11 protein-coding genes and 3 pseudogenes are annotated in these 13160 nt (G+C 75.8%); 8 read left to right on the plus strand and 6 right to left on the minus strand.

What is annotated here, in order from left to right; translation table 11 throughout:
• Positions 1-16: 16 nt before the first annotated feature.
• The 5 genes and pseudogenes from MW084_RS17280 to zapE all read right to left on the minus strand — a co-directional run.
• A pseudogene (locus MW084_RS17280) lies at positions 17-727 on the minus strand (peptidyl-tRNA hydrolase); the annotation flags it as partial.
• 252 nt (positions 728-979) lie between these two features.
• Positions 980-1713, minus strand: a 734-nt coding sequence (locus tag MW084_RS17285; protein WP_275563669.1) for a polysaccharide deacetylase family protein, incomplete at its 5' end; no start/stop codon positions are given.
• Positions 1714-2091: 378 nt separating this feature from the next.
• Positions 2092-2705, minus strand: a pseudogene (locus MW084_RS17290) (CatB-related O-acetyltransferase).
• A gap of 303 nt (positions 2706-3008) precedes the next feature.
• Entirely contained in the window at positions 3009-3437 is a 429-nt protein-coding gene (locus MW084_RS17295) for an OsmC family peroxiredoxin (RefSeq protein WP_010470511.1), read from the minus strand.
• A gap of 64 nt (positions 3438-3501) precedes the next feature.
• Positions 3502-4572, minus strand: coding sequence for a cell division protein ZapE (gene zapE, locus MW084_RS17300; RefSeq protein WP_039829211.1), 1071 nt, complete (start codon positions 4570-4572; stop codon positions 3502-3504).
• 86 nt (positions 4573-4658) lie between these two features.
• Here zapE and MW084_RS17305 point away from each other — a divergent pair.
• From MW084_RS17305 to MW084_RS17335, 7 genes and pseudogenes are all read left to right on the plus strand, one after another.
• Positions 4659-5447: pseudogene (locus tag MW084_RS17305) on the plus strand (pyrimidine reductase family protein); the annotation flags it as partial.
• 121 nt (positions 5448-5568) lie between these two features.
• A complete protein-coding gene (locus MW084_RS17310) occupies positions 5569-6039 on the plus strand; it encodes a hypothetical protein (protein WP_010470514.1) in 471 nt (156 codons plus the stop codon).
• 43 nt (positions 6040-6082) lie between these two features.
• Positions 6083-7477, plus strand: coding sequence for a UDP-N-acetylmuramate--L-alanine ligase (gene murC / locus MW084_RS17315; RefSeq protein WP_010470515.1), 1395 nt, complete (start codon positions 6083-6085; stop codon positions 7475-7477).
• A 26-nt stretch (positions 7478-7503) separates the two neighbouring features.
• Entirely contained in the window at positions 7504-7911 is a 408-nt protein-coding gene (gene msrB / locus MW084_RS17320; RefSeq protein ID WP_010470516.1) for a peptide-methionine (R)-S-oxide reductase MsrB, read from the plus strand.
• A gap of 227 nt (positions 7912-8138) precedes the next feature.
• Entirely contained in the window at positions 8139-8582 is a 444-nt protein-coding gene (locus MW084_RS17325) for an SRPBCC domain-containing protein (protein WP_010470517.1), read from the plus strand.
• A gap of 181 nt (positions 8583-8763) precedes the next feature.
• Entirely contained in the window at positions 8764-9657 is an 894-nt protein-coding gene (locus tag MW084_RS17330) for a LysR family transcriptional regulator (RefSeq protein ID WP_010470519.1), read from the plus strand.
• A 306-nt stretch (positions 9658-9963) separates the two neighbouring features.
• On the plus strand, positions 9964-10494 hold the full coding sequence (locus tag MW084_RS17335) for a GNAT family N-acetyltransferase (RefSeq protein WP_010470520.1): 531 nt from the start codon (positions 9964-9966) through the stop codon (positions 10492-10494).
• 114 nt (positions 10495-10608) lie between these two features.
• On the opposite strand, the gene treZ is transcribed toward MW084_RS17335, so the two are convergent.
• On the minus strand, positions 10609-12420 hold the full coding sequence (gene treZ / locus MW084_RS17340) for a malto-oligosyltrehalose trehalohydrolase (RefSeq protein ID WP_106428065.1): 1812 nt from the start codon (positions 12418-12420) through the stop codon (positions 10609-10611).
• Between the two features lie 108 nt (positions 12421-12528).
• Between treZ and MW084_RS17345 the strand changes: the two genes are divergently transcribed.
• On the plus strand, positions 12529-13104 hold the full coding sequence (locus MW084_RS17345; RefSeq protein WP_010470522.1) for a DUF1707 and FHA domain-containing protein: 576 nt from the start codon (positions 12529-12531) through the stop codon (positions 13102-13104).
• The last annotated feature ends 56 nt before the right edge of the window (positions 13105-13160 follow it).

Raw genomic sequence — 13160 nt, forward strand, 5'->3', positions numbered from 1 at the left:
AGTAAGATTGGTATNNGAGACCGGGGGACGGGAGACCGGGGGACGGGAAGTCGGAGACGACCGTGGCGGAGCCCGGGGCGATCTCGGTGAAACCCGCGTCGCGCACCACGGGACGGCCGCTGTCGACCAGGGACGCCCAGTGCGCGGGCCGCGCGGTACGGACCGCGAGGGGGAAGCCGGCCTCCCGCCAGGAGGCGCGGGCGGCGTCGTCCATCGCCCACCACAGCAGCTGCGCCCCGTGTCCCACCTGCGCCATCTCCTTGCCGGCCGACATGCGCAGTTCGGGGTTGAGCCAGAACACGGCCTGACCGGGCGCGGGGGGCGGCGGTTCGGCCAGGTCGGCGAGCTCGGTGCCGGAGACCTGGAGGCGGGCCAGGTCCCCGGGCCAGCCGTCGAGCGGGACGGGAGGGAAGACCCGCACCTCGGCGGCGGCGCCGGTGACCGTGATGCCAGGCAGCCGCTCGGCGCGCCGCCACTCCGCGCCCCTGGCGCGCCGGACGACCTTGCGGATGCGGGCGTCCTCCCAGGCGCGCACGGCCCGCGCCCACTCGCCGTCGCCCGTCGCGCGGTCGTCCGACAGCATCACCAGGACGGCCCGCGCGGCGGTCTCCAGGGCGTCGGTGCGGTCCGGCGGCGCGGCCTTCTCGATCCGGACGACGAGCGGCAGGACGAACTGCGGCGCGGCGTCGCGCCGTTCGTCGGCCTCGATGACGTTCTCGCTGCTCACGGCCCCAGTCTGCCAGCCCGGTGGGACCGGCCCGGCGCCGGGAGCGGGTACGGCCACCCGGTACCGCCAGCCCCTTGGGCTCCGGAAGGCGCGCGGGCGGGTCCGCCGCCCGACCCCGTACGGGTACGGCGGGAGACCCCGACAGCACATCACCCGACCCCGTACGGGTGCAGCGGGAGGCCCCGACACCGCACCGTCCGCCCCCGTACGGGTGCGGCGGGCAGGCGGGTCCGCCCGCCCCGGCGGAGCCGCTCAGCCCGCGGCCATCAGCTCCGACACCTTTACGAAGCGGTAGCCGCGCGCCCGCAGCTCCGGGACGATGCGGCGGATCGCCCGCTCGGTGGCCGGCGCCGCGCTCAGCGTGCAGTGCAGCACCACGACCGAACCCGGCCGCACACCGTCCAGCACCTGCTCGGCCACGGCGTCGGCGTCCGTCGCGAAGGCGTCGCCGCCCACCACGTCCCACTGCACGGCGGTCACCCCCGCCGGCGCCAGGGCGCGCAGCGCGGTGTCGTCGTAGCAGCCGCCCGGGAAGCGGAAGTACGGCACGGCGTTCCGCACGCCCGCCGCGCGGAACGCCGCGAACGCCCGGTCCACGTCCGCGGCCATCTCCGAGTCGTCCAGCACCGGCAGGCCGTAGCAGGGGGAGCGGAAGGCGTGGTGGCTGTACGAGTGGTTGGCGATCTCGAAGCGGGGGTCCGTGCCGATGGACCGCGCCTGGTCGGGGTACTCCTCCGCCCACCGGCCCGTCATGAACACCGTGGCGTCCACGTCCAGGCGGCGGAGGGTGGCGATCAGCGCCGGGTTGTCGAACCGTTCGCCGCGGGCGGCGCGCGGGCCCTGGTCGGCCGTCATGTCGGCGTCGAAGGTCAGCGCCACGGTCCTGTCGGCCGCCGTGCCCGCCGCGCCGGAGCGGCGCTCGAAGACGGGGGTCAGGCCGCCGGGTCCGGGCGCCATCACGGGCGGGGTGCGTCCGGAGGCCCCCGNCCCGGTCCGGGGCGACGCGGCGGCGGACGCCGCNGGGGGCNCNNCNNNNGNNNGGGGAGGCGGCGCGGTGCCGGTCCGCCGGNCCGGCCGCGGGAGGGGGCGCCGGCGTCCCGCAGCCGGACAGGATCGCGCACAGGGCGGCCGATACCGACACACGTCGAACAGAAAATCTCACTATCGGAAAGTATCCGATCAGTTGCCCGGTGTCGCCGCCACACCGCCCGCACGGGCCCCGCCGCGCCGTCCGTACGGGCCCACCGCACCGCCCGCGAGGGCTCCGCCGCGCCGCCGCACGGGCCCCTTGCGCCGCCCGCGCGGCCCCTGCCCGATGTCCGCGCCCGGCCCCGCCGGTGCCGGGGCCGGGCACGGCGGGGGCGTCATGCGCGCAGGGCGTCCGGGGCGGCGGCCTCCGGGTCGGCGACGCTGCCCGACAAGATCGTCCGGACGTGGGCGGTGATGTGCTCCGCGGGCCAGTCCCACCAGGCCACCGCGAGCAGCCGGGCGACGTCCGCTTCGTCGTACCGGGTGCGGACGAGCCGTGCCGGGTTGCCGCCGACGACCCCGTAGTCGGGTACGTCCCTCGTGACCACGGCGCCGGTGCCGACGATCGCGCCGTGCCCGATCCGCACGCCGGGCAGCACCGTCACGCCGTGGCCGAACCAGACGTCGTTGCCGACGACGGTGTCCCCCGGCCGGGCAGGCCGGTCAGCGGGTCGACGTGCTCCGACCACGAGCCGCCCATGGTGGGTAAGGGAAAGGCCGAAGGGCCGTCCATGCGGTGGTCGGCGCCGTTCACGAGGAACCGCACCCCGGTGCCCAGCGCGCGGAACCTGCTGGTGACCAGCTTCTCCGGCCCGTAGGGGTAGAGCACGTCGCGCGTCTCGAACACGGTCGGGTCGTCCGGGTCGTCGTAGGAGGAGCACTCCCCGACCTCGATCAGCGGGGACTTCACCAGCGGCTTGAGCAGTACCACCCGCGGCTGCCCGGGCATCGGGTGGAGGACCGCCCGATCGGGGGGCACAGGCGTGTCGGCGGGCACGGGCGTGGGGCGGCTCCTCACCGGTCGCGGTCCGCGTCCGGACCAGGATCACCGCACCGCGCCGCCCCGGGCCACCCGTTTACCACCCGCCCCGACGTACGCCCGGCGCCATCCGCCCCGTACCGCCTGGAGCTTCGAGACCCTGCCGCCGGCACCCCGCCCCAGCCGTCCCGCCGGCACCCCCGCCCCCCTCCGGAACGGGTCCGGCCGCCACCCCTCGGGGCGGCGGCCGGATCTCCGGGCGGCGGTGCCGCCTCAGCCCGCGAGGCTCGCGGTCAGCGTGATCTCCGTACCCGCCAGCGCCTGGCTGACCGGGCAGCCCGCCTTGGCCTCCTCCGCCGCCGCGGTGAACGCGGCCTCGTCCGCGCCGGGGACCTCGCCCTCGACCGTGAGGTGCACGCCCGTGATGCCCGTGCCGGGCTGGAACGTGACGTCGGCCTTCGTGGTCAGCCGGGTCGGCGGCGTGCCGGCCTTGCCGAGCACCGCCGACAGGAACATGGAGAAGCAGCTGGAGTGGGCGGCCGCGATCAGCTCCTCCGGGCTGGTCATGCCGTTCGGCTCCTCGGCGCGCGCCGGCCAGGAGACCGGGTGGGAGCCGATGCCGGAGGAGTCGAAGGACACGGTGCCCGTGCCCTCGGTGAGGTTGCCCTCCCAGACGGTGTGCGCGTGACGCGTGGTGGCCATGCCGGGTTCCCTTCCGGCGCCGGCGGCGCCAGGGCGGTGGACGGTGGGCTTACGGCACGCCAACCTACTGCGCGACCAGCCCCTTGGCGTCCCGCGCCAGGGCGGTGAGCCGCGAAATCGCCCGGAAGTACTTCTTCCGGTACCCGCCGTTCAGCATCTCGTCACCGAACAGCCGGTCGAAGGGCAGGCCGGACGCGAGCACCGGTATCTCCCGGTCGTACAGCCGGTCGGCGAGGACCACCAGGCGCAGCGCCGTCGACTGGTCGGGAACGGCCGTCACGCCCGTCAGGCAGACCGCCGCCACCCCCTCGGTCAGTGCCCCGTACCGGCTGGGGTGGACCCGCGCCAGGTGCTCCAGCAGCTCGGGGAAGCCGTCCAGGGAGGCACCGGGCGTCGCGTGCGCGGCCCGGACGACCTCCTCGTCCGCGTACGGCGCGGGGGCCTCGGGCAGACCCCGGTGGCGGTAGTCCTCGCCGTCGATGCGCAGCGGACGGAAGTGCGCGGACAGGCCCTGGATCTCGCGCAGGAAGTCCGCGGCGGCGAACCGGCCCTCGCCCAGCTTCCCGGGCAGCGTGTTCGACGTGGCGGCCAGCGCGACGCCCGCCTCCACCAGCTTGCCGAGCAGCGTGGAGACGAGCACCGTGTCGCCCGGGTCGTCCAGCTCGAACTCGTCGATGCACAGCAGCCGGTGCCCGCTGAGGGTCCGCACGGTCTGCTGGAAGCCGAGCGCGCCGACGAGGTTGGTCAGCTCCACGAACGTCCCGAACGCCTTGAGCGCGGGCTCGGCCGGCGCGGCGTGCCACAGCGACGCCAGCAGGTGCGTCTTGCCGACGCCGTACCCGCCGTCCAGGTACACCCCGCGCGGCCCGGCGGGGGCGGCGGGCTTCCGGGAGAACCAGCGGCGCCGGCCCGCGCCGTCCGCGTGCCCCGCGCCCAGGCCGGCGGCGAAGCCCGCCAGCACCCGCACGGCCTCGGCCTGGCTGGGCTGCCCCGGGTCCGGCACGTAGGTGTCGAAGCGCACCCCGTCGAAGCGCGGCGGAGGCACCATCTCGGCGACCAGGCGATCGGCGGGGACGTGCGGCTCGCGGGCGCACAGGGACAGCGGGACCGCTTCGGTCAGGGCACTCGTCGACACGCTCCCCACTGTAAGCGCCGTGCCAGACTGCTCGGCATGCGACGCCTGTTCCCTGTGACCGACCCGACACCGCCCGCCCCCGCCGNCCCGGAGGACCCGCCGCGCCCGCCGAGTGGTCCCTCGACGAGCTGGCCGACGCGTACGCCTACCCGGCCGGCTCCGCCGCGCCCCCGCGCGGCGCGTGGCTGCGCGCCAACATGGTGTCGTCCCTGGACGGCGCCGCCCAGCACGACGGCCGCTCGCAGCCGATCTCCTGCGCCGCCGACATGCGGATCTTCGGCACCCTGCGGGCGCTCGCCGACGTGGTCGTCGTGGGCGCCGAGACGGTACGGCTGGAGGGGTACCGCCCGGCGCGTGCGCGCGAGGCGTTCGCCGCGCGACGGAAGGCGGCCGGCCAGGGGCCCGCGCCCGCGGTCGCCGTGGTGAGCGCCTCGCTGGACCTGGACTTCTCGCTGCCGCTGTTCGCCTCCCCGCTCGTGCCGACCCTGGTCCTCACCGGCGCCGCCGCGCCCCCCGGCCGGGTGCGGGAGGCGGAGCGGGCCGGGGCGGAGGTGGTCGTCGCGGGCGACGGCTCCGGCGTGGACCCCGAGCGGGCCGTACGGGCGCTGGCCGGACGCGGACTGGCCCGGCAGCTCACCGAGGGCGGGCCGCGGCTGCTGGGGCAGTTCGTCGCCGCCGGGGTGCTGGACGAGCTGTGCCTGACCGTGTCCCCGACGCTCACCGCCGGGGACGCGCAGCGCATCGCGGGCGGGCCGTCCGTGGCGGTGCCGTCGCGGTTCGCCCTGGTGTCCGTACTGGAGGAGGACGGGTTCCTCTTCACCCGCTACCGCCGGCCCGACCCCGCGCGAACCGGTCCGGTGGAGGGCGCCCGGTGACACACCGGTCCGGGAAATGGTCGGAATTAACCGTTCCGCCCACCCCGCGCTGGGCACACTTACCTTTTCAGACCCCGTGCGGGCACGGGGAGGGACGGTTTCCGCGGAAGGGCTTCCGAAGGTGTTCACAAGCGTTCTGATGATCGAGAAACCGCTGTCGTCCGTGGACGTGGACTTCGTCACGACCCTGCACGGGGACGAGCCCGCCTCCTTCATCGTGCTCATGCAGCCCCGCGGCGACCGGGCCGACACACTGCTGCGCGCCATCGACGACGTCGCCGTCGGCGCGCTGAGGGACGCGGCCCGCGAGGGCGAGGAGCCGTCCGGCCCGGAGGCGCGGCGCCCGGCGGAGGCGGCCCTGGAGCGCTCCGTCCAGGCCCTGCGCGACGCCGGCTGCGAGGCGGTCGGCCAGGTCGTCGAGGACCACCCGCTCGACAGGATGAAGGCCGTCGTGGAGGAGGCGGACGCCGACGAGGTGATCGTGCTGACCGCGCCGCACTACGTGGAGGAGTTCTTCCACCGGGACTGGGCGTCCCGCGCCCGCCACAAGGTCGGCGTACCGGTGCTCAAACTCTTCGCCCACAACGAATAGGCTGAGCCCCCGCACACACGCCACACCCCGGGGAGAGAACCGCATGGCACCCGCCATCCCTGCCGCGATGGAACGGCCGCACTTCATCGGCATCGGCGGCGCCGGAATGTCGGGCATCGCGAAGATCCTCGCCCAGCGCGGGGCCAAGGTCGCCGGCAGCGACGCGCGCGAGTCCGAGACCGCCGCGTCGCTGCGCGCCCTCGGCGCGACCGTCCACGTCGGCCACGCCGCGCACCACCTCGCCGACGACGCCACCTGCGTCGTCGTCTCCAGCGCCATCCGCGCCGACAACCCCGAGCTCGCCCGCGCCGAACAGCTCGGCATCCCCGTCGTGCACCGCTCCGACGCGCTCGCCGCCCTGATGAAGGGCCTGCGCGCCATCGCCGTCGCGGGCACCCACGGCAAGACCACCACCACCTCGATGCTGGCCGTCGCCCTCACCGAGCTGGGTCTCGACCCCTCGTACGCCATCGGCGGCGACCTCGCCGGCCCCGGGACCAACGCCCGGCACGGCGAGGGCGACCTCTTCGTCGCCGAGGCCGACGAGAGCGACCGCAGCTTCCAGAAGTACGACCCCGAGGTCGCCCTCGTCCTCAACGTCGAACTGGACCACCACGCCAACTACGCCTCCCTGGAGGAGATCCACGAGTCCTTCGAGGCGTTCGTCGCCAAGATCCCCCACGGCGGCACCCTCGTCGTCGGCGAGCACGCGGGCGCCCGCGAACTGGCCGCGCGGGTCGCGGACCGGCCGGGACTGCACGTCCTGCGCGTCGGGGAGGCCGAGACGTCCGACGTGTGGATCCGCCGGATCACCCCGAAGGGCATGACCAGCGAGGTCACCGTCGTCCTCGACGGCGTCGAGCACACCTTCACGGTCTCCGTGCCGGGCCGCCACTACGCCCACAACGCCGCCGCCGCGCTGGCCGCCGGGGCCCGCGCGGGCGTCGACCCGGCCGACCTGGCCCGGGCGCTCACCGCGTACACCGGCGTCGGGCGCCGCCTCCAGCTCAAGGGGGAGGCCGCGGGCGTCCAGGTCGTCGACTCCTACGCCCACCACCCCACCGAGATGACCGCCGACCTGGAGGCGATGCGCGACGCGGCCGGCACCGGCCGCCGCCTGCTGGTGGTCTTCCAGCCGCACCTGTTCTCCCGCACCCGGGAGCTGGGCACGGAGATGGGCCGGGCGCTCGCCCTCGCCGACGAGTCGCTGGTCCTCGAGATCTACCCGGCCCGCGAGGACCCGATCCCCGGCGTCACCAGCGCGCTGATCACCGACGCGGCCGTCGCGGCGGGCGCGTCGACGACCCCCGTCCACGACCAGGACGCCGTCCCCGGCCTGATCGCGGGAATGGCACGCCCCGGCGACCTCGTTCTCACCATGGGCGCCGGCGACGTCACGGACCTCGGCCCGAGGATCCTCGACCGCCTGGCGGACTGACCCGAGCCGAAGGAGCCGAACACACGATGCCGTACGAGGTCGAGAAGCCGGACGAGCAGTGGCGCGCCGAGCTGACCCCGCAGGAGTACCACGTCCTGCGGGAGGCCGGCACGGAACCGCCCTTCACCGGCGAGTACACCGACACGAGGACCAGGGGCGTCTACTCCTGCCGGGCCTGCGGGGCGGAACTCTTCACGTCCGACACGAAGTTCGCCTCCCACTGCGGCTGGCCGTCCTTCTACGACCCGAAGGACGGCGACGCCGTCGAACTCCTGGAGGACCGCTCCCACGGCATGGTCCGCACCGAGGCCCGCTGCGCCCGCTGCGGCTCCCACCTGGGCCACCTCTTCGAGGGCGAGGGCTACCCCACCCCCACGGACCAGCGGTACTGCATCAACTCGGTCTCGCTGCGGCTGCTGCCCGCCGAGGACTGAGGGCGGGCACCGGGCCGGGCGGTGACGGGGGCCGGACCTGCGCGGGGGTGCCCGCGCAGGCCTCCGCTTGACCGCGCGGAACGGTGAGCCCCTTCGGCGTCCGCCTCTCCTCCGGTGAGGACGACCTCGGGAAGCGACGTCATGCGGCCGGGGCCGAGGTGGCCCCTCGGAGGATCCGCCGAGGCTTCGACCATGTCATCGTGCAACCGAGGCGAAAGGTTCGATTCATGCGCGTCGTCGAAACGACCGTAAAGATCTCCGCACCCGCATCCCTGGTCTGGGACGTGCTCGTCGATTTCGACAGGTACGCCGAGTGGAACCCGTTCATGGTCGAGGCGGCAGGGCGCGCCGAACCGGGTGAGCGCCTTGCCATCACCGTTCGGCAGGGCGGCACCCGCACGATGTCCTTCAAGCCGAAGGTCCTGGTCGCCGAGCCGGGCAGGCACCTGCGGTGGATCGGCAGGCTGCTGGTGCCGGGGATCTTCGACGGCACGCACGAGTTCGTCCTGACCGAGGACGGCGGGGCGACCTCGCTCGACCACAGGGAGACGTTCTCCGGGGTCCTGCCGAAACTCATGGGAAGCAAACTGGACTCGGTCGCCCTCGGCTTCGAGCAGTTCAACCGGGCGCTCAAGAACCGCGCGGAATCGATGCGTTCCCCGAACAGCTGACGCGGGCGGCCCGCCGCCCTGGCGCAATGGGACGAGCCGGTGGGGTAGGGCGACCCGGTGGAGCGGCGGCTTCCGGGCCGGTCGCGCTCCTCGCGGCCGCCGGCCACCGGGGCGGACCGTCCCTCCGCCGGAACGATCGGACGCCGTTCACGAGCCCGCCGGACGGGCCAGACTGTGCCTCATGGACCCGCACCTCCTGCGTACCTTCGTGACGGTGACCCGGCTCGCCTCGTTCTCGGCGGCGGCGCGCGAGCTCGGCTGCGCCCGGGCCACCGTGGCGCGGCACGTCGCCACCCTGGAGAGGGAACTGGGTCTGCCGCTGCTGACCCGGCGGCCCGTCGTCCCCACCGTGGCGGGCGCGCGGCTCCTGGAACACGCCGTACCACTGCTGCTGCGCCTCGACGCGGCCCGCGCCGAACTCGCGCGCCTCGCCGCCCCCGCCGGCGAACTGGCCGTCGCCGCGACCCCCCTCGCCGTCGGGCCCCGGCTGCTCGCCGCCCTCCCGGGCACCACCGTCCGCGTCACCCTGTGCGTCCGGTCGCGCGACGCGGTGCCCGCCGCGCTCGCCGACGGCACCGCCCGCCTCGGCCTCGTCGACGGGCTCACCACCGCCGGGACCCCGCTGCCCCCGCCGCTCCCGGACGCCGCCGCCCCGGCGCCGTCCGGGGCCGTCCCGCCGGCCGCCCTCCGCGTCACCGAGGCCCCCGTCGCCGTCCACCTGCCCGCCGGCCACCCGCTGGCCGGCCGCCGCGGCCTGAGCCTCGACGACCTGACCCGGGCGCGCTGGGTGGACGCCCCCGACGCCGGGTTCCCCCTCGACTGGCTGCGCGCCGCCCACGGCACGTACGGCTTCCGTCCCGCCCTGCGCTACGACGGGACCGACGTGCGCACCCTGACCGGGCTCGTCGCGGCCGGACGGGGCCTGGCCGTCCTGCCGGCCACCGTCCCCGCGGCGCCCGCCGCGACCGCCGTCCCCCTGCTCGAACCGCTCCTCGTCCACCGCGTCGAACTGCTCCACACCGGCGAACCGACCGGCCCCGCCGCGGAACTCGCCGCCCGGCTCACCGGCGAGTGAGCCGAAGCCGCGCCCGCCCCGCACCCGGGACCGGACCGGTTCCGGGNGCNNGCGNNNCGGGCGGGAGCCGNCCCCGGNNGNNGCGGGGAACCCCGGGCCGGGGGCCGGTACGCCGGGCCGTTCCCGGAGGGGCCCCCGCCCGCACCGGGGCCGGGCTCCGCCGCCGGGGTGCGGGCACGCCGCCCCGGCAGACCCGCACCACCCGGGCCCGGCCGGCCCCGACACGTACCCGCCGGCGGGAGATCCCGGTGTCCGGGTCCGCGGTTCCGGCCGCGGCCCCGCGCCGCCGCTGTCTAGGCTGCCGCCATGACGGACACCACACATGCCATACGGATCAGGCCGGGCGGCCCGGCCGACGTGCCGGCCGTGTTGAACATGCTCGACGCGGCGGTGGTCTGGATGAACGAGCGCGGCAACACCGAGCAGTGGGGCACGACCCCCTATTCGCAGAAGCCCGGCGGGGTGCCGCGGGTCGAGCGGTACATGACCGAGAACACCCCGTACGTCGCGGAGCTGGACGGAGTGCCCGCCGGCGTCGTGGTGCTGGACTCCGGTCCCAGCCCCCTGATGCCGATCGCGCCGGCCGGGGAACCCGAGCGGTACGTCCGGCTCCTGGTCTCCGACCGACGGCACGCCGGTCTGGGCATCGGGGCGAGGCTGCTGGCCCGTGCCGCGGAGGAGACCCGGCGGGCCGGCGTGAAGCTGCTGCGGGTCGACTGCTGGGCGGGCGGCGGGGGCGAACTGGTCGCCTTCTACGAGCGCAACGGATTCACCCCCACCGATCGTTTCCTGTCCGGGACGTGGCCCGGGCAGGTGCTGGCCATGCGGGTCGGCTGACGGCACGGGCGGAGAGCTGGGTGGCGGGCCCGTCCGGCGGGTCCGGGAACGGCCTCCCGGGGCCCGGCACCGCCGCGGAACCCTGCCGGGCCCCGGCACCGGAGCCTCCCCGGTTCAGGAGGCGGCCAGCACCGCGCACGACTCCGCCGGCACCACCAGCTCCCCGCTGTCCGGTCCCGGCACCTCCACCGGCTCCCACGCGGCCAGGACCCGCGTCCCGTCCGGGCCCAGCGGGATCCGCGCCGGGCGGGGCGCCAGGTTCACCGCCACCCGCACGTCCCCCCGCCGGTACGCGATCCAGCGGGCCTCCTCGTCGTAGGAGACGTGCACCGCCGCCAGGTCCGGGTCGGTCAGGTCCGGTTGCGCGGCCCGCAGCGCGATCAGCCGCCGGTACCACTCCAGCAGCCGCGCGTGCGGCTCGCGCTCCGGCTCCGCCCAGTCCAGGCACGAACGGTCGCGCGTCGCCGGGTCCTGCGGGTCGGGGACGTCCTCCTCCCGCCAGCCGTGCGCCGCGAACTCCCGCCGCCGCCCGCCCCGCACCGCCTCGGCCAGCTCCGGGTCGGTGTGGTCGGTGAAGAACTGCCAGGGCGTGCGGGCCCCCCACTCCTCGCCCATGAACAGCATCGGCGTGAACGGCCCCGTCAGCACCAGCGTCGCCGCGCACGCGAGCAGGCCGGGGGAGAGGGACGCCGACAGGCGGTCGCCCCGCGCCCGGTTGCCGATCTGGTCGTGGGTCTGCGCGTACCCGAGGAAGCGGTGCGCGGGGGTCCGCTCCGGGTCCACCGGGCGGCCGTGCGTACGGCCCCGGAACGTGGAGAACGTCCCGTCGTGGAAGAAGACCCGGCCCAGGGTCTTCGCCACCGCCGCCAGCGGCGCCCGCGCGAAGTCCGCGTAGTAGCCCTGGGACTCGCCGGTCAGCGCGGTGTGCAGCGCGTGGTGGAAGTCGTCGTTCCACTGGGCGTGCAGGCCCAGTCCGCCCTCCGCGCGCGGCGTCGTCGTCCGCGGGTCGCACAGGTCCGACTCGGCGATCAGGAAGTGCTCCCGCCCCTGCCGCGCGGAGAGCCCGTCCACCGCGGCCGACAGCTCCTCCAGGAACGTCAGCGCCCGCGTGTCGGCGAGCGCGTGCACCGCGTCCAGCCGCAGCCCGTCGATCCGGTGGTCGCGCAGCCACGCGAGCGCGCTGCCCAGCAGGAACGCCCGCACCTCGTCCGAACCCGGCGCGTCCAGGTTCACCGCCGCGCCCCAGGGGGTGTGGTGGGTGTCGGTGAAGTACGGGCCGAAGGCCGGCAGGTGGTTGCCGGAGGGGCCCAGGTGGTTGTGGACCACGTCCAGAACCACGCCCAGGCCCAGGCCGTGCGCCGCGTCCACGAACCGCTTCAGCGCCGCCGGCCCGCCGTACGGCTCGTGCACCGCCCACGGCGACACCCCGTCGTACCCCCAGCCGTGCCGCCCCGGGAACGGGCACAGCGGCATCAGCTCCACGTGCGTCACTCCCAGCCGCACCAGGTGGTCCAGCCGCTCCGCCGCCGCGTCGAGGGTGCCCTCCGGCGTGTACGTCCCGACGTGCAGCTCGTACAGGACGGCCCCGTGCAGCCCGCGCGCCGGCGGTTCGTTCCGCCAGACGTGCGCCGTGTGGTCCACCACCGCGCTCAGCCCGTCCGGCCCGTCGGGCTGGCGCCGCGACCGCGGGTCGGGCAGCACCGGCCCGCCGTCCAGGGCGAAGCCGTACCGCGCCCCGTCCGGCACGCCGTCCCCGCCGGCGTCGGCCGTCCACCAGCCGTCGCGCAGCGGGTCGCGTTCCATGGGGTGCCGGGCACCCTCCAGTTCCAGCTCCACCCGTTCGCGCGCGTTCGGCGCCCACACCTCGAACAGCACTGGCGATCCCCTCGTCGTCGACCGGGTCAGGTCCCCGCTGCCGTGCCCCATCCTGGCAAGACCGGCTTCCGGAAGCACGGCACTCCGCCGGGTGGCGGGCGGACCGCCCGTGACGGCCCGTCTGGACACTCCCGTGTCCGGCGGCCGACAATCACCCTCGTGACGTCGTCTTCCGAGTTCGGCACGCGTCCCGCCCGGCCGTCGGACGCCGAGCGGGACCGGGCCCTGGAGCTGATCCGCGAGGGCGCGGTGCAGGGAAGGCTGTCCCACGACACGTTCCTGCGCCGCATGGAACTCGCCCTGAAGGCCCGCCGCTCCGAGGAGCTGGCGGTACTCACCGACGACCTCCGGGAGCGGGGCGCGGGCTGGCCGAAGCGGCTGTTCGGCGCGGTCGGGCAGGTGTCCGCGTTCAGGACGCGGCTGGAGCACGCCTGGCGGGCCGAGCGGCTGCCGGAACTGCTGCTGCCCGAGCCGGGCCCGTACCCGCTGCGGATAGGGCGCGATCCGGTGAACGGACTGCGGCTCAACCACGAGACGGTGTCCCGGCTGCACGCCGAACTCGGCCTGCGGGACGGGCTGTGGGTCCTGCGCGACCTCGGCTCCACCAACGGCACCACCGTCAACGGGCGGCGCGTGGCCGGCGCGGTCGTCGTCCGGCCGGGCGACGCGGTCTCCTTCGGCCGGGTGGCCTACCGCCTCGCCGCCGCCGAGCGGGGCGCCCCACCGCGGCGCTGACGCCGCCCGCCGCCCCGGCCCGGACCCGTACCGCCCCGNCCCGGGCCCAGGCTGCT

Source organism: Streptomyces sudanensis (assembly GCF_023614315.1).
GTDB lineage: Bacteria > Actinomycetota > Actinomycetes > Streptomycetales > Streptomycetaceae > Streptomyces > Streptomyces sudanensis.

Bases quoted from the DNA above. Each gene is read 5' to 3' on its own strand.
- MW084_RS17295 (WP_010470511.1), bottom strand. From the start codon at position 3,437: ATGGCCACCACGCGTCACGCGCACACCGTCTGGGAGGGCAACCTCACC.
- murC (WP_010470515.1), top strand. From the start codon at position 6,083: ATGGCACCCGCCATCCCTGCCGCGATGGAACGGCCGCACTTCATCGGC.
- msrB (WP_010470516.1), top strand. From the start codon at position 7,504: ATGCCGTACGAGGTCGAGAAGCCGGACGAGCAGTGGCGCGCCGAGCTG.
- MW084_RS17325 (WP_010470517.1), top strand. From the start codon at position 8,139: ATGCGCGTCGTCGAAACGACCGTAAAGATCTCCGCACCCGCATCCCTG.
- MW084_RS17330 (WP_010470519.1), top strand. From the start codon at position 8,764: ATGGACCCGCACCTCCTGCGTACCTTCGTGACGGTGACCCGGCTCGCC.
- MW084_RS17335 (WP_010470520.1), top strand. From the start codon at position 9,964: ATGACGGACACCACACATGCCATACGGATCAGGCCGGGCGGCCCGGCC.
- treZ (WP_106428065.1), bottom strand. From the start codon at position 12,420: ATGGGGCACGGCAGCGGGGACCTGACCCGGTCGACGACGAGGGGATCG.